This window comes from Vibrio sp. THAF190c (assembly GCF_009363355.1).
Lineage (GTDB): Bacteria > Pseudomonadota > Gammaproteobacteria > Enterobacterales > Vibrionaceae > Vibrio > Vibrio fortis_A.
Genome location: NZ_CP045342.1, coordinates 79029 through 99578, shown reverse-complemented (window position 1 = coordinate 99578; position 20550 = coordinate 79029). Strand labels below are relative to the sequence as shown.

Sequence of the window (20550 nt, the reverse complement as noted above, 5' to 3'; positions counted from 1 at the left end):
GGGGTATGAAGCCCAACGGTACGAAAACGTACGCTAAGCAAAATCCTCTTGGTCAGTTGGCTGTTTTAATGGCCTAAGTTCCCCGTTTATCACTTGTTCGGCCAACGTAAATGAGTAATGACCTAACATGTTCACGTGTTTATAGCTGAGGGGAGATAGACGCGCCATATCTTCATCTTTCAGATCTGCTCCCTGAATTTCTAAATGGGTTATAGCTGCTTGCATGTAAATTGTATTCCATAACACGACGGCATTGGTTACCAGTCCTAGTGATCCTAATTGATCTTCTTGCCCTTCACGGTAACGTTTCCGTATCTCACCTCTTTGACCGTGACAAATTGCTCTCGCAACGGCATGGCGACTTTCGCCGCGATTAAGCTGTGTCAGTATCCGTCTGCGATAATCTTCGTCATCAATGTAATTGAGCAGATATAACGTTTTGTTGATGCGACCAGCCTCTATGATGGCTTGAGCTAAGCTAGATGGACGGTCACTTTTGAGCAGAGAACGAATAAGCTCTGATGCTTGTACTGTCCCCAGTTTAAGAGAGCCAGCTATACGCATCATATCGTCCCAGTGTTGTTCTATTTTGTGGGTATTAACACAGCTTCTGGCAAGCTCTTCAAGAGCGCCATAATTTGCTTCTTTGTCCACTCGCCAGAATACGGATTCTCCTGCATCAGCTAATCTTGGTGAAAACTGATACCCCAACAACCAAAAAAGCCCAAACACCAGATCGCTTGATCCTGCGGTATCTGTCATAATTTCTACTGGATTGAGACCCGTCTGTTGTTCCAATAGACCTTCAAGAACAAAAATGGAATCACGTAAGGTCCCGGGAATGACTATTCCGTGAAAGCCTGAAAACTGATCCGAGACAAAGTTATACCAAGTTATTCCGCGACTAGAGCCGAAGTATTTTCTGTTCGCACCGGAATTGATTGTGCGGGTTGGAGTGACAAACCTCATTCCATCTGCTGAAGCCACTTCTCCGCCTCCCCATTGATGGGCGAGTGAGAGTGACGATTGATAGTCAACCAACTTAGCGTTAGCTTTAACGAGAGTTTCAGCTCGAAGATAATTTTGTTTAACCCAACTGAGTCTATGTCTTGTCAAAGCGGGAACGTGAGATTTTATTAGCGGTTCCAAACCGATATTACACGCTTCGGCCAGTAGCACTGCGCAAATGCTGACTGTAATGTCGTTGGCTCGAGCGTTGGATTCACTTATATGTGTGAACTCATCGGCAAACCCTGTGTGAGCATTAATCTCAAGTAATAGCTCCGTCAAATCAACACGGGGAAGCAATGCTTCAATTTGCTTCGAAAGATGCTGTAAACTCGGTGGGTTATCCAGCTTGTCTATGTGTGTAATAGTTAACGTTGGGCGTTTACCCGAATCATCGATTTTTACAGCTTGGTTGTCATCAAAGTGTTCCGAGACTTGTCGATAGGTTGCATCAAGTTGTTGAGTTAAAGCGGTAATAGCTTCTTTGGGATTAATGGGATGCCCTAATGAGCGGCACACCTGAATGCGATTTATTTGCCACTCGTGACCTTGCAGTAGCTTAGCTCTTGGATCTCCCCAGCGATCGCTATTTGCTACAAAAATGTCACGACGACGCAAGCTATCTTGTAACTTATCTAAAAAGCATAGGGTATAACCACGTTTATTAACTCGCCCCTCTTTGTCCATTACAAGGCGCTTCCAAGGATTAGACACAATATCCATGGGTGCACCGTCGAGAATTTGTTTACGAGAGTCGAGTAATTGACTCAAATAATCATGAGCCTCTAATGTCATAACGCCAGCAGGTGCAGCTTCAAAGTCGATATCTTTGAATAACGAAGGTAAAAATCGTCTTACACGACCATACTGTTCAACCATTTCTTCGTGAAAGTTATCATCGTAGGGGCGAGCCAACTCTTTGATGGTGGTGATGGACTTTTCTAAGCTTTCACGGGAAAGTTTCTGGAAAATAGCAGATCGTAGATCCTCATCTTCCACGGTATCATTGAGTAACAGGACACAAACATTGGCCAGTGTAAGTGCGGATTTGTCCAGGTCTTTAAGCGTTCGTAATCGCTTTTTCTGACCTAACTTTTTTGCCTCACCTGCGATTTGAGTGATGAGCATATCCAATACGTCTAGCGCTTCATCGAGTGCAATGATTTCATACGCTTTGACGAACGCCACTAAGATAGCTTTCCGCTTATTGGTTGGCATACGCGCGATTTTATAAGCCGAAATCATCCCAGCGTAACGGGCAATATGCTTAAATCGAATCGGAGGGATCCCTGTGAAATCGAGGGACTGTATCCCAAAGGATTTAAGCGCTTTATAACGACCTACCGACTCGTTAAACGCAGGACTACTTATGTTGACTGGCCCTTTTCGATATCGGTCAAAATGTGTCGTTCTTGATGTATCTGAGAGCTGGAGTAAGCAGTCTAACTGCTCACCTTGCTCACAGTCAGGTAATGCTGCTAAGCGCTCCCATAGACGGTTTTCGGAACGCTCTCTTATTTGGGAGATTAGCCGAGTTAAGGTAGACGCTCCAGGTAAAAGAATTTTGTGTTGGATTAACCATCCCGTTGCCAGGTCAAAAAGCAAACTAGGACGTTCATTACTTATCCAGCTCCGCGTGTACAAAAGACGGATAAGCCTAAATGACCAAGGCCAAGAAAACTCGCGATAGTGATATTGGGTGCGAATAAGGCTAGCATGCTCCCTTCGGGTCGTTTCCCGATGAGCATAATCATTGAGGATCGCAATATTCGTGATACCAAGTTGTCTTGCTACAAACCGTTGCGTATTTTTCGGTACTTGCGTTAAGTCGGTCAAAAAAGTGCCAAGAAAACGTGCACAACCTAATTGTAGGGCAACCCCAAAGCGATTATGTTCACCACGCCGCATTCTGATAAATACTAAATCTGCTTCATCTAAGTGGAAATATCTAGCGAGTTGGACATCATTCGGTTCACCTTGAAACTGCCCGTAACTACTTTTTTGTTCATTGGTTAAGAAATCTACGGGCATTTCAATCCTTATCTGTATAGGCCAAACGAAAAGTACAAACCTTCGTCAGCCAAATCACTAAAATTTCCGTATAAATAATAACCGTGTCTTAGCCTGCACAACAAGAGAGTGATTTCACATCCTTGCTAAAGGTCTGAGCACATAATTTTAACCCTTCAACCATAGTGAGATAAGGGAACAACTGTTCAGCCAAGTCTTTAACCGTCATTTGATTGCGAATGGCTAACGCGGCGCTCTGGATGATCTCTCCTCCTTCGTGGGCGAGAAGCTGTGCACCAATGAGTCGCTCTGTATCGGCATCGATGACTAGCTTGATAAAACCGTCCGTTTCAAAATTTGCCAATGCCCTTGGAACGTTTTCCATCTCCAAAACTCGAAAATCGGTAATGATCCCTTGAGCTGTGGCTTGTGCCTCAGTCAGTCCTACGATTGCCACTTGCGGATCGGTAAATATCACTGACGGCATGGCGGATAAATCCAGGTTAACATTACCGCCTGTCATATTAATGCCTGCACGGCTGCCAGCCGCGGCGGCTACATAAACAAATTGCGGCATGTTACTGCAATCACCCGCTGCATAAATGTGGGAGACAGAAGTTTCCATTCGCGAATTCACTTTAATGCAGCCATTCTTATCTGTTTCAACACCTGCTAAATCAAGGTTGAGTTTGGCAGTATTAGCGTGACGTCCAGTGCTCACCAGTAATTTATCACTGCTTAATTGACCATTGTTGGTTTTCAGCTTGAACTGTTTTCCATCGAAACGTATCTCACTAGCCTGGGTATGAGTCAGCACACGGATACCTTCTTTTTCAAATGACTTAGCTAACTGTTCACCCAATAAGGGATCTTCTTTGTATAGCAGGGTATGTCTTGCCAATAGAGTCACTTCAGCACCCAACCGTCGGTATGCTTGGGCAACTTCTAGTGCCACTACTGATGAGCCGATGACAATTAAATGCTCAGGTGTTTGCTCTGCGAACAGAGCTTCGTTTGATGTCCAGAAAGGTGTATCTGCCAACCCGTCGATTGGAGGAATAGTAGGTGTAGAGCCTGTTGCTATAAGGAATCGGTCAGCAATCACTTCCACCTCTTGACCATCAGGTTTGCTTACCACCAATGTCCGTGCATCTTTAAAGCTTGCATACCCCTTTATGAGGCTCAGTGCGGGGTTGTTATCCAAAATATTCTGGTATTTAGCAGCCCTTAACTCATTAACACGAGACGTTTGTTGTTTTGCCAACAAGGAACGACTAAGTAATGGAGCATGATCTTCCAACCCAGCAAAAGGGTTGCTGCGTTGTTGTTGGGCTAATTGTGCCGCTCGAATCAGTATTTTTGATGGCACACACCCTACGTTCACGCAGCAGCCGCCAATAACCTCATTGGCCTCTATAATCGTCACCCTAGCACCGCCTTCAGCAGCTTTAATTGCGCAGGCAAAAGCGGCCGAGCCACTACCAATAATGGCAACGTGAAGTTGATCACTTCCACTACACTTAGCTTCACCACCACTGCAACAGGATGATTTGGCTTGATTTACTGTCACTTCTTCAGCGTCAAAGGCAGATTGCTCATTATTCATTTATTCTATCCTGTTGGTTAGGAGGGCAACAATCGGACTTCTGTTGTTCCCCTTTATTTCGGTATAAGGCGTAAGCGGTCAGGCCAACAAAGAATGCCAACGCAGGAAGCAACGCATAATCCAGATAACCCAGTAACCCAGATAAACCAATCGCTCCCAGCAATATGACCAGTACAGGGGTAAAACAGCACAATGCGGCAATAACCGTTCCTGCTATACTCAACCTCAATGACTTGCGCTGTCTATTCATGGCAATCTACTCTTTCACTAGCGAGGGATAACCTGCATTAGTAGTGGCGTCGATTAAGGCTTTTGTATTGGTCATCTCATCGTCAAAGGTGACTTTTGCCAGTCGTTCCTCGAACTTCACCTCAACATCGATGACGCCATTCACCTTCTCCAGTGACTTAGTCACTGTGATGGGGCAAACAGGGCAATTCATGGTTGGCACTTCCAGGGTGATAGTCTGTGGTTTGGCAATGACACCGAAAGTAGTCAGGAGCAGTCCTGTCGTAAGTAACAGCTTTTTCATTTTAATCACCTTTTCCTTTTCTATTTAAACTATCCATAAGACCCAGTAATTACTGGTCACTAAAATCAGCGCCACTAGTGCTGCCAGCCAAAACATTACTTTTCGGCGCTTTTGCACCTGGGGGACAGCACAAGCTTCCCCTGGCTGGCATTCTGATTGAGGACGATAGAGCTTCCAGCCTGCCCAGCCAAATAAGCTAACGACAGCCAGAATAAAGAAGGGGCGATAAGGTTCAAATAAAGTTAGGTTTCCGACCCAGGAGCCACTGATACCGAGCAATAGTAATACCAAGGGGCCTGCGCAGCATAAACCTGCGCCGATAGAGGCTACCACGCCCCCGATGAGGGGAAGGTTACTCGCCTTATTTTCCATGACTTACTCCATATTTTCTCTATCTATGAAGTAAGTCTAATCTCCGTACCTACATACGGAGTCAAATTTATTTTTTATCTTTTGGTAGAAGTGTTTCGACAATGGGGCAAGATGATTCAGAGGGATTGCACTTACATTGTGTTACTAGGTTATCAAGTACGCTTTCAAGACGGCATAGATCCGCTATCTTTCCCCTGACACTGACCAGTTTATTTTCAGCTATTTCTTGTACCGATATACAATTGTCATCTCCTAACTTAAGCAGGTTGGCAATTTCCTCCAGTGTGAAACCCAGCTCTTGTGCACGTTTGATGAACAGAACTCGTTCTAAGGTTGTCTCAGGATAGTCCCGATATCCTTGTTCAGGTTTTAACGGCTGTGTGATCAACCCCCGACGCTCGTAATAGCGAATGGTTTCAACATTGACATTTGCACTTGTGGCTAAGTCACTAATCTTCATACTAGCTCCGGCGAACTTCATTTATACGCCCTTTGAGTATACCCTACGATCACAGATAAAAGGTGGCAGTTTTTATATATTTGTCATAACCTATATGACACACCAAATAAGATCATAACTTAAATGTCACTTAGGGCAGATTATGTACATCTTTGGCTATCTTAGAGCATCAACAAGCGACCAAAATGCAAAACGCGCACAGAGCACCTTACAGAAATTTGTGCAGGATAAAGGATTTCGTATAGCTGGATGGTACATTGAAAATGAATCAGGTGCTTCGTTACAAAGACCCGAGCTTCTTCGTTTACTTGATGATGCAGCGAAAGGCGATGCAATCATCATTGAACAGATAGACAGGCTTTCTCGTCTGGATGAGAAAAGCTGGTTCACATTAAAAGAAATGCTGCACGAGAAAGAACTCAAAGTGATTAGCTTGGATCTGCCAACCAGTCATATCGCGTTCTCTCCCCAAATTACCGATGAATTTACCGGATCGATGATCAAAGCAATAAATAGCATGATGATGGATATGCTAGCTGCTATCGCAAGAAAAGATTACCAAGATCGCCGCCGCCGTCAGGCTGAAGGAATAAAGAAAGCCAAACAGGAAGGGAAATATCGAGGACGGCAAGCCGATTCGGAGCTGCACGAAAAAATCTATCAGCTACGAGTTATCAATAAGCTGAGTATCAGTGATACCGCGAAACTCACCAATGTTTCAGATCGTACAGTCATTCGCGTTGCTAAGAAGTTGGCAAGTGAGCGTTCTGCGGAATAAGAAGCTTAGCGTACGTTTTCGTTCCATTGGGCTTCATACCCGGTACCTGAGCTGTTCGCGCTCGTAGCGGTAACTTTCATTTGCTCCGAAAAAATGCCATAAACATCGGCATAGAAGCTCGTTTTTCTATGGTTTGGATCTAAAGATTCTGAAAACTTAACTTCAGAAGGTGCTTCTACTCTGTGATACTCCGGCTCAACTATCACGACATAATTAAAATTAACGGTATTATATTGACGTGCAGGAACGCCCGAAGATCTGTGATAGAATGCGCTCCAATTTAATGAATTAGTCCCCGTATAAGTGCCAGGCTCTGGCGTACCGTTGGGTGTTTCAAGATTAATGTAGTAGTGAAGCTTGTTGTCTACGGTATTTGTGGTTGAACTCGAGTCGAATAAATTACCTGAATACTTTCGTCCTCTCCCTCTACCTCTGCATGACGGAGCGTTCTCATCCCAACCAGGGTCTATGTAGTGTGTTTGCTCACCGCCCGTTCTGCCAGCCGATGAGAAATAAGTACCGTGATAGCGGCAATGTCCTGTGTTTGAATTATGACTCGATATGACTTGTAATGTGGTGTGGAAAGAGCTGCCACTATTGTAATATTTTCCATAATTAATTCTATTAGACACCTTGTCGATTTTAACCTTCATAACGAACGAATCATTAGAATTAGATTTTGACATTCGAACCGCAGTTATAGGTTTATTCAGAGTATGGGCAACTCCCCAGTATAGATTAGATGAAGGCTTAAATTGATGTGGCGACGTGACCATACTTTGAGAATCGCTCGAAGAAATCACAGAGCCATCTTGCTTTTTAAGCTGGTTCAGAGATGGGTTATAAATAAAAACATTGTTAGGAGCGTTATCGACAACATCGGCATTAACGCCCATTGAAATTGTCATCAACGACAAAAGTATCAGCTTTTTCATACGATTTCCTAAATTACCGGTTCAAACATCAGAGTTAACGTATCCTCGTAGCTCAAATCAGTAGCAACAGTCGTTGTTGAATCACTTCTGTCATACTCAAGTTCAAACCTCACTTTCGCGATGCCATCGCCACCAAAGAAGCCATTAGCGTCTCTAGCAAGATCAATCGTGGTCGTAACACCGCTTTGCAAAGAATGCGTCCCATTAGCACCGACAATGCTAGCCTCAACTTCATAAACAATGTCTTGAATGTCGGCAATCCCAGGGTAGCTACCTAGACATTCGTTGCAGTTCATCTTAAATTCAGAACCGGCACCGTTAGTGCTCGTCGCTGTAACCATCATCTGAGGTGAAAAAATGCCATAAATATCGGCATAGAAGCTTGTTTTTCTGTGGTTTGGATCTAAAGATTCTGAAAATCTAACTTCAGAAGGAGCCTCTACTCTGTGATACTCAGGTTCAACGATAACGGTATAGTTGAAGTTAACGGTATTCACGCGATGAACAGGTTCGGCCGGGCTATTTCGAATCCTTGTTCTCCAATTAATTTGTCCTTGTCCCGTATAGGTGCCAGCTTCTGGTGTACCATCGGGCGTTTCAACCATTATTACGTGTGAAAATTCATTAGAAACTGTATTGGTGTATTTATTGCTATTGGTTAAGGTTGTATAGGAGCTCGCCCTCGTCATCCTGGCTTGGCCAGTACACGCTGGGGCAGTTTCATCCCATCCAGAATAGTTATATGTGGTCTCGGTACCGAATGTACCGTTGCTTGAAGACTGTTGTATCGCGCCTACGCAATTACCGGTATTAACATGATGCCCATCCAAGTTTTTAGGATTAGCGAACCCACTCCAGGAACTATAGTAGGGCTTATGAGCAATGATGTTCTTTGCAGTACGAATTTTTGCTTTCAAGAAGAAACTGTCACCCGAGCCCGGCTTGGTCATACGAATACCAGCCACCGGATTATCAAAAATATGACCTATTCCCCACCAATATGAGCTAAAGGGGTTTCCTGGGTTAAATCTATGTGAACCAGTAGTGTGTGTGAACACATAAGAAGGGTTTACCTCTGTACCATCTTGGGTTTTTAATGTCCCAGTTGATGGTGTGTAAACAAATAAAAAATTAGGCAAGTTGTCAGTAACATCTGCTAATGCCCCGTATGATGTTATTGCAAGTAGCAAAAAGAGTGCTTTCTTCATATTGAGGCCTCTACAAGAAATGATGCATGACCACGACAGTATGCTCCGCTTAACCCTGAAAGGTCTTTAGTTGCAGCAACGCTGATCTTGCCGCTTGTTTTTCCTGTTAGCCCACTTGTGCTCAGATTTGTCAAAGACACAGTGTCGTTTAGGCCCATTTGCTGCCCATTGAGCACAATCTCATAATCAGTTTCTACGACGAAATCAATGATGTCAGAGGACTCCGGACCATCTATGCACGAAAACCCCTCGTCAACGAGTGTTATGTCCAGTCCATATGTAATTACTGCCGATTCAAAAGTGCTTTCTATATCGTAGCTGTACAGATTTGGCGAAAACTTTTTTGTTTTGCTGTTGTATCTCATCGCCGCATACTGATCTATAACAACATTCATCGACCAATTTGTTTCGCTCGCAGGAATGACATTTTTTACAGTAACGTTTGTAGACACTGGCCCTGCCGCTGAGACAGACAACGCCGCTGTAAGTGGTATTAGACTAAATAAGTTTCTTAATTTCATCGTCAGACATCTCCACTTTCCAATCTGGGTTGCTAGGCGCCGTTAAAATGAGCTTAGTTGCGCTTTCAAGTATGTTTTTAGGCACGCTAAAGGTTCTGGTGTGATGAACTCTAAAAGAGGAAACACATTTTTTATCACTTGAATCGCATTTATGAATTTCGCCTTTTATAACGCTGTTGCCGGTATTTTCTATTTCTACTTCGTCTTTTAGTGAAGTGAATTCGAACGACAATTTAGGGTCTTTTGGCATGACGGTAACGATACCCCCAATTCCGACCATCAGTTTCATCGTGTTTGGTTCGCCAGGGACGCCAGATGGTACGTATGAGACGCTATACAACTTGTCGGTTTTCGCACTGCACGAGTTCTCAAACAAATTAAAATTTACACGTCTTTCTTCTTTAGGCCCCAGAATCCCCTTAGATGGGCTCACAATCATGCCAACATTCTTAAATTTTCCATCTTTGTAGCTGCTTTTCTTGCCTGTTAGTTTTCTTGAATCGTCATACAGGTATTCTCCCGACTCGATAGTTAGGAAAACTCGGTCATTGGTTTCGTTTAAAATTTTTGTATAAGTATTAGGCTCGTCGCAAGAAACAAACAGTTCAGTAGTGTTGACCTGAACAGCAAATGCAGAAAATGCGATTTGAGAAAGCACAGTAAGGCATGCGGCTTTGATTATTTTTGACATATCACTTCTCCAATATTCTTAATGAATTCACTGTATTCAAGCTTTTCTGTTGAGCAGGTTTTGTCTGCTTTAAGGTCAAATTCTTTTCCTACTCTGGCTTTACCAAAGAAGTATCCAAATTCATCTACCTGAAATTCAGAGCAGCCATCGCACTCAATCGCTTTGTCGTTCGAGTTTCCATAAAACATGCTAACCGTATAAGCATCTGGCTCTATTTCAAAAATCCCGTACTTGCCAGAGGTGAATAAGAACGACGTCGGGGAGTTGAGCATCACCTTGTCAGTTCCCGACGAAAGTTTAAATTGGTATTCCGTGTATTCATCTATTGGATGGACTAATGTTCCTTTAATTTCTCTTTGAGAAGTCATCGAACCTTCTTGGAAAGCAGAAACGACAATTTGATTTTTCTCTTCTTCAGTGGCAATTAAAAGCGTACGAGAGTTTCGACTCGTCATACCAACATTGTTTTTTGTGGCGTATAAAGAGCCTGACATGTTCAAGTTACTACTTGTTCTTTCGCTGTCGTGATACACCGATAAAGTACCGTTAGAGTAATCATTCGATGATGATGTAGACATTCTAAAAAATGCGCCGTCATTCGATGACTGGCTTCCCCTATAACCAGCGGAAGCATTTACGGACATATTTTGGGCCGGCTTAAATGAAGAGTTATGCTCTGCACTGAAATCTTCATAGTTTTTGGACCTTGAGTAATAAAGAGTGGATGAACCGTAATCGCCAAAAGGTATGTTTACCGAAGTGTAGACACTATAATCGTTGTAACTTCTTCCACTAGAGTAATCAAACTCGCTATATCTGCCACCAACGGTAAGATTGAAATGGTCAAATCTATTTGAGATGTTAGCGTTCAACAAACGAGTTTCATCGCTATCATTTATGGAGCGAGTGTACGATATCGACCCGCCTGCCTCCTTGAATCTGAATGAAGCTGAGGCGGTCACGCTCTGCCCCTTTTGTTTAGAGTAATCTGATAAAAACCCGTCTTTTCTCTCAAGAACGGTGTCTGTATAGCTCAACCTTAGCCAATTCATTAATGATACATCGGCAGAGTAGGCCGAAAGCTCATTGTTAACGAGCGAATAATCAATGCCACCGGACACATCTTCGTTGTAGTAATAGTCGATGCCATTTAAGTAAAGAACATTTTCAAAGTCAGTGGCTGCCAATGTACTAATAGCCATCGACTCATATGGACGATATATGGTGTCAACACCATAAACGATTTCATCTCCGACGGTGTTTTTCGAATCACCGCGATCTGAGTCGTTCTCAAGATCCTCTTTTTCAAACCCATAGGAGAAAACTGAATAATAGTGGTCTCCAGTTTTAATATTATATTTTGAGTTATTGATTACCGTTCTTACGTTTTTTTCGTAAACTCTTTGTCCTACTTTGACTTCAAATGTTGCTTCGTATCTACCAGTTGGTAGTTTTTCAAGACTAATCTCATTAGTTCCTGAATCCAGTTCTGTTTGGTATACGACTTTGTCTTCCACCGTGACAACAAGAAGCGATGAGTTTACTGGTGAGAAAACGTCAATTGTTCCGAATTTCGATTTGTTTTTAGAAAGGCTTTGGTTTTTAAAAAAAGATACGCCGTAGTATGAGTCGGAACCATGCCCAATAGATGAGTATTTTGAAAGACTAGGAACAAGATCTTTGGTTGATATGTATCCTGCAATTGCAGAATGTGTATCAAAATCTCTTAGAAGATATGCGTCTTCTAATTCGGTATCCGATTCATTAAGGTAAAGGCTTGAAACCAATGCGGTGTTGCCAATAGATAGAGCAGTGTCAATATCTGCTGAATAAAAGTCGCTACTTTCCTGATCTTTTACATCATCTCTATTATAGTAGAAATTGTAGTTTGTAATTAAAGACGCATCAGTGCTTGATACTCTTATATTATCTCTTACTAGGTCTCCACCATAAAAATTCTCACCAAGATAAATGGTGGCAGTTTTTTGCATAGTATCAATTTGAGCGACAATTTCGTTATCGCCAACGATACAAACTCGATCTAGATATTGGCACTCGTCTCTAACGATAATACCTTTCTCAAGCGATTGAATAACATTTCCTAGACCGTCTTCACTAATTGAATCAGAAAAAAGTAAAGTTGAATTTTCCAGATCGTCTTTTTCTTCAATTTTCAGGTAGCCTTTGTGGTATATAGCATCAACTTGAATACTAGAACCCTCAAACTCTACCGTAATTTTACCTCTGTTTGGTTCAAAAAATGACTCAAAACCTTCTGGTATTTGTTCTGCAACTGCACCTTGAGAGTATAACGCTAACGCAATCATTGCATACAAAGCGTTGATCTTCATATCTACCCCCCTAGTAGTATATAAAAATAAACAAATAGGCCCATAAAGAGCCTATTTTTATAGCATTAACTGACAAATTTAATTTTCAATTTAGACTTAAAAATTAAATGCCGGCTGTGATTACGAAAGAGGCAGAGATAGAGATGTTTGTATCGTTGTCTTTGTCCCACTCATCCGCTTCTACTGTGCCCGAAAGAGAAACATTGATGCTTTCTGTTGTAGTAGCACCTGAAGCTTTAATAGTCTTGACGTAAGAGTTACCTTCCTCTGTCTCAGTGATGTTTTGCTCACCAACTTTAAAGGTAAGAGACACTGGGTCTGCACCAACGGATGGAGTTAGACCACTAACTGAAACGTCTGACATGTATACTTCTAGTGAGTCAAGATTGTCAGTGCCGTTGTCACTTGCAGCCGTAAGAGTAAACGCAGGCGATGACAGGTTAAGCTGGTCAGCAACTGACGTGTCCTTAGTTACACTAAGTGCCTTAGTTAGAGAACCAACAGCGCTGCTACCATCTTTAAGAGTCCAAGTAGTCGACGCAGTTGGTGCCGTCACTGGAATGTTACCAGTCCATGTTACAGAAAAAGATTCACTAGAAGGTGCTGCTAGTGCTGCGCTCGAAACGATTGATGTTGTTAATAGTGCTAATAGTGTTTTTTTCATAATGCATTCTTCCTTATTGAAAATATCTTCTAGGGCTCAGATAAATTTCTATCTCAATGTTTCTGAGCTGTTTGAATGCTATTAATAAAAAATCTTTGGTTCAAGCTAATGAATAAGCAAAAAACACCCAAAAACGTCCAAAAAAAAGGCAGTTGTTACAAGTTTTTTAACTGTTTGTCACATCTTCTCATTTTTTAGAATTATTAATATAGATCTATATTTGTCTATCTTTTGTGAACTAATACAGTGTATTGATGGCTATTAATATTTGTATTCATAGTAAATGAGACGTGGTGCGATGTTGTTATTTATAAGCAAAGACTAAACTAGCGTGCTAGTACGGTCTGTCAGTAACAAATCCTTACTAGTGCATAAAATGTGATATTGTGCAGTTATTTATTTTTTTATTGGAATGGTCATAACATCCGATCATTAAAATGACCATTGTCATGGTTGTTTTTTATACTTAAAAATAAAAAAACGCCCCTATTTTGGGCGCTTCGGTTCATCACAATACTATCTTTTAGAGGCATCCTCATTATCATCTATTTTTAAGCACAAAACTCCTGATATGAGAACCATAACTAAGACCCAAGATAGGGGATTGGCTAAAAGCCTAATTAACATTTCCATATGCCGCCTCATATGATCTAGATATATGTTTTTATATCAGCGAATAGTATTTAGCCGCTTATTATCCGACCACAAGTGAGAGCAAATGCAATGAATTATAAAATAAAAGTCCCTTTTAATTATTGGAATTACTATTACAACGCACGGGGTCACATTTAGGGGGCTTTAGAAGATATAAGTTAGCGTTGTAACATCTAAAACAAAAAAGCATCTCGTGGACGCTCTGTAGAGCTCGAGATGCTTTGTGTTCCGCAGGTTGAGGCGAGGGGAGTTTTTACTTTTCTATCATATGTTATACGAACGACAATTTGAGCCTTGCCTTATTTTAAATAGGGTCTGAGTGATACCTTCTTATCTTTTTAACTTCGGAGATAGCACTAAAAAATGCGTTAACCACTGCCGGATCAAAGTGCTTTCCGGAGTTGTCTCTTATAAAGTCAAAAGCCTCCTCTTCCGGCCATGCTCTTTTATAGACTCTCTCTTGAGTCAGCGCATCGAACACATCAGCAATCGCAACTATTCTTGCAGAGAGCGGTATTTTTTCTCCCTTAAGCCCATATGGGTATCCAGTTCCATCCCATTTTTCGTGGTGAGACAGAGCAACTTCTCTGGCCATCGTTAGAAGCTCAGAGTCAGGGTGGACCCCAATAATTTCAGCGCCAAACTTGGGGTGGCTTCTCATGACTTTCCATTCACTGTCATCCAGCTTTCCTGGCTTACCAAGAATGTGATCTGGGATACCAATCTTACCTATATCGTGCATCGGGGCCGCATCACAAAGAATCTCAATCCACGCTTTTGATACTGGTAACTTTTGGCCAATTACACGGCTATACAAACTTATTCTTTGGATATGATTTGCTGTCTCATTGTCTTTGAATTCAGCCGCATGACCCAATCTGCTGATTATCTCATATCTTGAGGCTCTCACTTTTTCATTGGATTTTCTTCCAACATGCAACGTTAAGAGGGTGAAAGGGATATTAAACGATAACATCGCAAGCATTACTGCCGATACGCTAAATCTAAGACTATTGACGTCGTAATACGCTTCGCTCAGGTCCACGCTCGCTGCTATGCCGATATTTGCCTCTTCATACCATCTCGACATCAATAGGGCTTCATTTCCATCGTAACCAGTAATCTTGTTTAGTTGCCCTTCGTGAAACGAATTCGAATGGATTACTTGTTTTCCAAAAGACAGCAGCTGTTCATCTGACGCTTCGAATCGCGTCTCAGACAAGATTTCGCCTTCACTTGAAAAGAGAAGAACCTCGCCGGTCTTACCGAAACTATGCTCTCTTGATATAAATACATTTCCCAATTCAGAAGTCACTTCGACGTAATAGACGGCGATGACGTTATTGTGCTCATCGAAAATAGGCGAAACATTGAAGAAGACAGTGCTATCTTCATAGAACAAAGCAGTAATACTCGTGCGCTCTTTACCCAACGCATCCATGAAAGCGCCATTGGCAGAACGATCGATGACAACATCTTTTGCTGATATATTGCTGTCGAACATCGCGACACCGGTTCTATCAAAGATCATTCTTACCTTATTGTCTTGGCCGACTAAACGCTCTATCTCTTTTCTTCGCTCAGTTCGTACTGCAGGTTTTCTTGCCTCAACATAGCCATACAGTTTGTTGGAGAATGATGGTGTTCTAACTACGTCATCGAATTGCATTAAAGACTCATTGGCTTTGAATCTTAAATCGAGAAAAGCTGAGCTTAGAAAGCCATCCATCATTTCGTTAAGATGTCTTTCTACATTGATCTTGTTTTGGTCCAGTACCGTCCAACCACCAATAATACTAACTGCTGAAAACGTAATCATTGCTGACATGACAGCATAAGAAAAACTCTTCTTGCCAAATCTAAGTGGGTTGTCATCGGACCGACTTTTTTTAAATAGGGTGATGATGATCGCTATCATTATCACGAATAAAGAACCAAACAGAACCAGCAAGAATCTTATCTTGTATTCAAAGTCTTCCTCAATTGTGTTCTGCAGTTCAATTCCATAAGAATTATCAACATACACTTCTACCTTTCCTATCAAGATACCGTTGAAAACTACATTAGATGAGGCATGCGGAAGAACAGTGATTACTTGTGGAATTGACGAATCGTAAAAGGGTTTATCGTTGTGAGAATAGTATGAGAAAAAATCTTCATCGGTATCGAAGTCTATGACTCTAACACCTCTTATCTCTTTCGTTTTTAATACGTCTGCTTTGAGTATTTCAGCAAGCTGAGGCTTGTTGAGAGTGTACAAAAATGAGGCGCTTATGGTTGCTAATTTTTCCGAGACAAATCTAGGGTCTATTCTTTGACTACTTGGGTTATAAGAGCTAGAAATTAAAGCAAATGCGACAATCGGCACGAGCAAGCTTAACAATAAAATTTTTCTTCCTGTGCCCATAGTCAATCCTTATATGAGTCCATGATTCTCTGTATGTCCCCTCTATCCTTAATCGTTTGGATAGCGGAGTTAATGTCGCCAAGCAAATGTTGTTTTTTTTTCGACAACCTCAGCTTGAGTTGATATGTGCTTATTGGCTTAGAGCTAATCAAGTATCCATAATCCAACTCTTTTTGTATGACATCGATTGGAAATATCGCAAAGTCACATCTGCCCAGTTTCAACTGCATTATCATTTGCTGTTCGGTGATTGCTTTGAAGTAATCGGTTGACTCGTAACCTTTGTGTTCAATGGTGTCAAAACCCAAAACAGAGCAGGGCCGATCATGCTCAAAGTCGTTTAAGCTCAATTCCAATTCGGGAGAGCGCAATCTGCTTGGCAGGTACGCGACGACTTCTTTTGACGCGTAAAAAGGGATGGAATAGACACTGGATTCCGCTTCACCCGGTTCGGTTCTCCACGTATCGTCTATCCCTGGTTCGATATCGATAACTTGATTCAGCATGTATCTTCTTAACCTGGCTTGCGGTGCAAATTTATAGGAAAAAGAGATGCCAGTTATCTTGGATACCTCATTAAGAATGTCGATATAGGCGCCAGTCGGTTGCTCACCCTTTTTGGGCAGCAGCCAATACGGCTGTCTATCTTGCTCTATAAGGCCAACTGTTAGGTTTGTTGATGCGTCCATAGCGAAAGATGGTGCAGACATTAAGACAGACAGTTGTGTCGCTATTATAAGATTTTTCATTGTGCGCTCTGTAACTTTGAAGGGTTGTGTTGTGTTCACGTTTTGTATAAGCAGTAACGTTTTCTTATAGTACGAAAGATCGTAAAGGATGGCATCCCTTATTTTTACGAAGTTAATATTAAAAATATCATTAGTAGGCAGCCATCACATAAAGAGGATAAGTGTGATTGATTCTGGATTTAGCCCCGCTGAATTACGCAACAAAACGGTATGGAGGCAACGGTAAAAACAAGCATCAACTTCATAGATTGATAAACAGTAACAAAACCGAGTTAATCACAACTCGGCTTTGTTTATCTCGTCTATGCAATCACATGTTTGACTGTATTTATTTAGTTAACAATAAACTTGCTACCTGAACTAAACGTCCAGTCAGAACCATTGAATGCTTTCATTGAGGCTGCATCTGATTGGCAACGACGCTTGTTATAGCTATAGCCTACACCAATGAAGCGGCCGTCTTTTCGATAGCACAAATCAACCACAGAGCCATCTTGTAGCAAAGTGGTAATTTGTTTACTTGGTGGAATTAAGCTCGAGTCAACAACTTGATAATCTGAGCTTTTGTAGTCAACTATGCCTTCAACGCTATTGTTTACACCGATAGCACAATGACCATCGTCAGCAAAACCAAAAATGTCGTAACCTTTGTAATGCGAGCGACAAACTGTTCGTTCTTCACCGCCAATATTCACAGCAAGCGGTGCTACAGCATTACGATGAGCCGTCCAAGCTTCATCTTCAGGGAAGGTGTAAGGAATGGGTTTCTTAACAGATAGCATCTGGTTTCGACTTGAGAAAGACCAAGGTTTACCATTCGATGCCGTCATATTCCCCGAGCAGCGACGACCATTTAGGCTATAACCGACACCCGTCCACGGACTTTGATGACGAAAACACAATTGACCCGTCTCACCCAAGCTTGGCAGAGTTACCAAAACATCACCATTGATTTCATTTTTGGTTAAATCAATAACCTGAAAATTAATGGATTTCGCATTCTGTTGGCCATGAAGAGAGTTGTATTCGCCAATTTGACAGTGATCATCTTCAACAACACCAAATACGCTGGTAACAGAAGAGGTCTCTTGGTCAACGTCGTTAAAACGACATACCGGCATTGGCTCGCCATCGATAGTAACGGTTAATAAATCAGAGACATCGTAATTGTCAGCCATGTCGTGACGGTAAGTTGTCCAACCAACGTCTGCAGGGAAGGTCGTCGCCAAGTCATTGATATGGGTTTGGTTTTCATAAGTATCTGGGTTGAATACATAGCGCGTGTAGTTGATGTCTTCAAACAAGTACTGCACAGGTATAGTCGGCTCGTCATATTGACTACTGATTAGCTCTCGAACTTCATCTGAAATAGCAACGCCCCAATAATCCATAAAGCCAACTAAGCTATAGCCTAAAATTGGAGAACCATATTTCACCATAAAGTCAGGTGGGGTTAAGCGATTTCGGGTTGTTTTCTCATTCGGGTGAATACCCATGCGTTGTAAAATTACTTCTTGATTCAGTTTTTTGAAAAAATCAGGATCAGCGAGTTGCAATTGACGATATAGAACTAAGCGCACACCGGCAGCAGCCTTATCGCCATATTTACTTCCTGCTTTTATAACATTATAGGCATCGTAAAAGCGGTCGATATTGTCGAACACTAAACGACTATAATGAGCAGTGCCTTCAGCATAGGCGTGTGCATAATGGTTTGTAGAATATAGGTTATTTGAAACTTCGGTACTTTTGCCTTTTTCAATTTTCCAACCGGTATAACCAGAATGGAAGTTGTGGCCAAGCTCGTGATTGATATGCCATGCGTTATCTTCTACAGGCTTGCCGACTAACTTCTGTTTAGGGCCTGCCATAATGGGATAGCCCGAGTGCCACGATCCAATTTTAATCTGGATATCAGTAACAAAAATGACTTGTAATGCTGGATCTAGCGCAGCAAATTCAGGCTGGGAGTCATCAACCCCTTTGTGCTCAATGGAGCGATTAATTACTTTACTCCACACTTGCTGTCTTTGCTCTAATGCGTCAGCTGCGCTGTACAGTTCATGCGCAGGCACGACCGCTGAGACATGTTCAGCTTCCAAAATCCCCCAAGGAGCGCCACTGTCCATTTGATCAGCAAACTGCTCAGTGGATGTAAACTCTGATTTGTAAACCGGAGCCTCAATAACACCGCCCTCAATGGTTATTCGCGTTTTAAAATCACCAGCATTGTCATATTGATGATTCTGTAAAGAAATCAGGCCACCGTATGCTGAGCTGATTGTAAACTCACCCGGTGTTAGAGCTTGCGATGCACTAACTATAGGTGAACGCATTAGACCATCACGTGCAGTTAAATTATCTTTGTGCTGATTGACACGTATCGTGGCCAATGATTTGCCATTCCATTGTCCAGATACTACCTCGACTTTGATCTTAATATTTTCGCCAGGGACGGCATAAAGCCCCGGTAACTTATAATCAATAAACGACGGAATCTGTGACGAACGAATGGTATGGTCCAGATCGATTGACTTGGGTTCGCTAATACGTGGTGTATCGGGCTTAATTAGCCCTGGTACCGGTACGTACTGACCTTTGTGGTCATCAATCGGTTCAAGAACTATATCAGGCATCGCTCGTTGATTTGCACGCAATTGATTTAGGTTGTTATAGATCGCAAGCAAGGCGAATTGATAAGAGTTGTCTGCGTTTTTAGTCAGCGGAAATTGAAAGTCTTGTGCGTGAATTTCGTCAGTTAAAAACGCAAGAAACTCATCGCTAGCCCCTCCCGCGGTTGCATAAACCAGCGTATTTATTTCCGAGCTACCTGCATTGGTTGGGTTTGATTTGATAGCAGAAAGCAAGTCGTACAACTCGCTATCATTGTTGGCAAGGGCTCCGCCACTCATCAATATAGATGGCATGGCAATTATCGTTGCCAAAAGAGTTTTAGATATTTTACTCATTGTTTTCCTAACTTTTACCAAATTAAAGAAAAACAAAGCCAATATTCCGGGCTCTACGAGAGAAAATAATTCGGTAGCAAAGTAAGTACAGAGCTAAGAAAATGACTTTGTTTTGTGTCCTGTAACAAATAATTACGAGGGGTAACGTAGCACTGCTATTAGTCAGATTCCCAGATGATTTTAATAAAACCTAGGCATGATGCATGTTGGTTTTTTCACCTTCAAATTGTTGTTAGTTGTATTCTATGTTAAACGTCAAAGGTGGCCTCGTTCTAAGTAGAGCTGCGCCTCCTCATAGAAGAACAAACGTAGCAATTCGCTTAATCTTAAAACTCTGTTTCGTACACTCTTTGGTGATAGCTGAACCCTTGAATTGAGTTCCGTTGAAGTAGCAATAAAGCCATTCGAATCTGCGTAACCGTGACGAAAATACATGCCTTAACGCACACAAAACATCTTGAAATCATCAATTGTCAATTATCGTAATTTAACTTGCTGTTAAATATCTGCACAATCAAGCCCATTGAACTGGGGAACTTTTTGTGCGGGAACTCGAATGAACCCCATAGCATTCATTGGGCCGATGCACAGCCGCTTCATCTTGAGAAAGGGGAGCATGAGGCGGCAATTTTTTT

General features: G+C 42.0%; 16 protein-coding genes. 1 reads left to right on the top strand and 15 read right to left on the bottom strand.

Going from position 1 to position 20550, the window contains the following annotated elements; translation table 11 throughout:
• Positions 1–33: 33 nt before the first annotated feature.
• From FIV04_RS26580 to merR, 6 genes are all read right to left on the bottom strand, one after another.
• The gene (locus FIV04_RS26580) at positions 34–3039 is read right to left on the bottom strand and encodes a Tn3 family transposase (RefSeq protein ID WP_152468856.1); all 3006 of its coding nucleotides are present in this window, start codon (positions 3037–3039) and stop codon (positions 34–36) included.
• 88 nt (positions 3040–3127) lie between these two features.
• Entirely contained in the window at positions 3128–4624 is a 1497-nt protein-coding gene (gene merA / locus FIV04_RS26575; protein WP_152468857.1) for a mercury(II) reductase, read from the bottom strand.
• Positions 4617–4874: a mercury resistance system transport protein MerF gene (gene merF / locus FIV04_RS26570; RefSeq protein ID WP_099166195.1), complete on the bottom strand. Its 258-nt coding sequence runs from the start codon at positions 4872–4874 to the stop codon at positions 4617–4619. Before merF ends, merA begins: the two co-directional genes overlap by 8 nt.
• Positions 4875–4880: 6 nt before the next feature.
• Positions 4881–5156: a mercury resistance system periplasmic binding protein MerP gene (gene merP / locus FIV04_RS26565; protein WP_099166196.1), complete on the bottom strand. Its 276-nt coding sequence runs from the start codon at positions 5154–5156 to the stop codon at positions 4881–4883.
• Positions 5157–5180: 24 nt separating this feature from the next.
• Positions 5181–5528, bottom strand: coding sequence for a mercuric transporter MerT family protein (locus FIV04_RS26560; RefSeq protein WP_099166197.1), 348 nt, complete (start codon positions 5526–5528; stop codon positions 5181–5183).
• Between the two features lie 67 nt (positions 5529–5595).
• Complete coding sequence (merR, locus tag FIV04_RS26555; protein WP_099166217.1) at positions 5596–5988, bottom strand: Hg(II)-responsive transcriptional regulator; 393 nt, start codon at positions 5986–5988, stop codon at positions 5596–5598.
• 142 nt (positions 5989–6130) lie between these two features.
• Between merR and FIV04_RS26550 the strand changes: the two genes are divergently transcribed.
• Positions 6131–6766 (top strand): recombinase family protein, encoded by a 636-nt coding sequence (locus FIV04_RS26550; RefSeq protein WP_099166198.1) that lies wholly within the window; start codon positions 6131–6133, stop codon positions 6764–6766.
• Positions 6767–6771: 5 nt separating this feature from the next.
• Here FIV04_RS26550 and FIV04_RS26545 read toward each other — a convergent pair whose 3' ends face one another.
• The 9 genes from FIV04_RS26545 to FIV04_RS26505 form a co-directional block, all read right to left on the bottom strand.
• Positions 6772–7701 carry a hypothetical protein gene (locus FIV04_RS26545; protein WP_152471411.1) on the bottom strand — a complete coding sequence of 310 codons (930 nt, stop codon included), beginning with the start codon at positions 7699–7701 and terminating at the stop codon, positions 6772–6774.
• A gap of 8 nt (positions 7702–7709) precedes the next feature.
• Positions 7710–8909, bottom strand: a complete 1200-nt coding sequence (locus FIV04_RS26540) for a hypothetical protein (protein ID WP_152471410.1) — start codon at positions 8907–8909, stop codon at positions 7710–7712.
• The gene (locus FIV04_RS26535) at positions 8906–9430 is read right to left on the bottom strand and encodes a hypothetical protein (RefSeq protein ID WP_152471409.1); all 525 of its coding nucleotides are present in this window, start codon (positions 9428–9430) and stop codon (positions 8906–8908) included. Before FIV04_RS26535 ends, FIV04_RS26540 begins: the two co-directional genes overlap by 4 nt.
• Positions 9408–10121 carry a hypothetical protein gene (locus FIV04_RS26530; RefSeq protein ID WP_152471408.1) on the bottom strand — a complete coding sequence of 238 codons (714 nt, stop codon included), beginning with the start codon at positions 10119–10121 and terminating at the stop codon, positions 9408–9410. The genes FIV04_RS26535 and FIV04_RS26530 overlap by 23 nt, the downstream gene beginning before the upstream one ends.
• Complete coding sequence (locus FIV04_RS26525) at positions 10109–12472, bottom strand: hypothetical protein (RefSeq protein WP_152471407.1); 2364 nt, start codon at positions 12470–12472, stop codon at positions 10109–10111. Before FIV04_RS26525 ends, FIV04_RS26530 begins: the two co-directional genes overlap by 13 nt.
• Before the next feature lie 103 nt (positions 12473–12575).
• Entirely contained in the window at positions 12576–13136 is a 561-nt protein-coding gene (locus FIV04_RS26520; protein WP_152471406.1) for a hypothetical protein, read from the bottom strand.
• 958 nt (positions 13137–14094) lie between these two features.
• A complete protein-coding gene (locus tag FIV04_RS27290) occupies positions 14095–16197 on the bottom strand; it encodes an HD domain-containing phosphohydrolase (RefSeq protein ID WP_253895690.1) in 2103 nt (700 codons plus the stop codon).
• Positions 16198–16199: 2 nt separating this feature from the next.
• Positions 16200–16946: an ABC transporter substrate-binding protein gene (locus FIV04_RS26510; protein ID WP_152471405.1), complete on the bottom strand. Its 747-nt coding sequence runs from the start codon at positions 16944–16946 to the stop codon at positions 16200–16202.
• A 332-nt stretch (positions 16947–17278) separates the two neighbouring features.
• Positions 17279–19915 carry a M60 family metallopeptidase gene (locus FIV04_RS26505; RefSeq protein WP_152471404.1) on the bottom strand — a complete coding sequence of 879 codons (2637 nt, stop codon included), beginning with the start codon at positions 19913–19915 and terminating at the stop codon, positions 17279–17281.
• Between the last annotated feature and the right edge of the window lie 635 nt (positions 19916–20550).

What these genes read in the sequence shown, in the direction of transcription:
- FIV04_RS26580 (WP_152468856.1), bottom strand. Translation starts at nt 3,039, where the DNA reads ATGCCCGTAGATTTCTTAACCAATGAACAAAAAAGTAGTTACGGGCAG.
- merA (WP_152468857.1), bottom strand. Translation starts at nt 4,624, where the DNA reads ATGAATAATGAGCAATCTGCCTTTGACGCTGAAGAAGTGACAGTAAAT.
- merF (WP_099166195.1), bottom strand. Translation starts at nt 4,874, where the DNA reads ATGAATAGACAGCGCAAGTCATTGAGGTTGAGTATAGCAGGAACGGTT.
- merP (WP_099166196.1), bottom strand. Translation starts at nt 5,156, where the DNA reads ATGAAAAAGCTGTTACTTACGACAGGACTGCTCCTGACTACTTTCGGT.
- FIV04_RS26560 (WP_099166197.1), bottom strand. Translation starts at nt 5,528, where the DNA reads ATGGAAAATAAGGCGAGTAACCTTCCCCTCATCGGGGGCGTGGTAGCC.
- merR (WP_099166217.1), bottom strand. Translation starts at nt 5,988, where the DNA reads ATGAAGATTAGTGACTTAGCCACAAGTGCAAATGTCAATGTTGAAACC.
- FIV04_RS26550 (WP_099166198.1), top strand. Translation starts at nt 6,131, where the DNA reads ATGTACATCTTTGGCTATCTTAGAGCATCAACAAGCGACCAAAATGCA.
- FIV04_RS26545 (WP_152471411.1), bottom strand. Translation starts at nt 7,701, where the DNA reads ATGAAAAAGCTGATACTTTTGTCGTTGATGACAATTTCAATGGGCGTT.
- FIV04_RS26540 (WP_152471410.1), bottom strand. Translation starts at nt 8,909, where the DNA reads ATGAAGAAAGCACTCTTTTTGCTACTTGCAATAACATCATACGGGGCA.
- FIV04_RS26535 (WP_152471409.1), bottom strand. Translation starts at nt 9,430, where the DNA reads ATGAAATTAAGAAACTTATTTAGTCTAATACCACTTACAGCGGCGTTG.
- FIV04_RS26530 (WP_152471408.1), bottom strand. Translation starts at nt 10,121, where the DNA reads ATGTCAAAAATAATCAAAGCCGCATGCCTTACTGTGCTTTCTCAAATC.
- FIV04_RS26525 (WP_152471407.1), bottom strand. Translation starts at nt 12,472, where the DNA reads ATGAAGATCAACGCTTTGTATGCAATGATTGCGTTAGCGTTATACTCT.
- FIV04_RS26520 (WP_152471406.1), bottom strand. Translation starts at nt 13,136, where the DNA reads ATGAAAAAAACACTATTAGCACTATTAACAACATCAATCGTTTCGAGC.
- FIV04_RS27290 (WP_253895690.1), bottom strand. Translation starts at nt 16,197, where the DNA reads ATGGGCACAGGAAGAAAAATTTTATTGTTAAGCTTGCTCGTGCCGATT.
- FIV04_RS26510 (WP_152471405.1), bottom strand. Translation starts at nt 16,946, where the DNA reads ATGAAAAATCTTATAATAGCGACACAACTGTCTGTCTTAATGTCTGCA.
- FIV04_RS26505 (WP_152471404.1), bottom strand. Translation starts at nt 19,915, where the DNA reads ATGAGTAAAATATCTAAAACTCTTTTGGCAACGATAATTGCCATGCCA.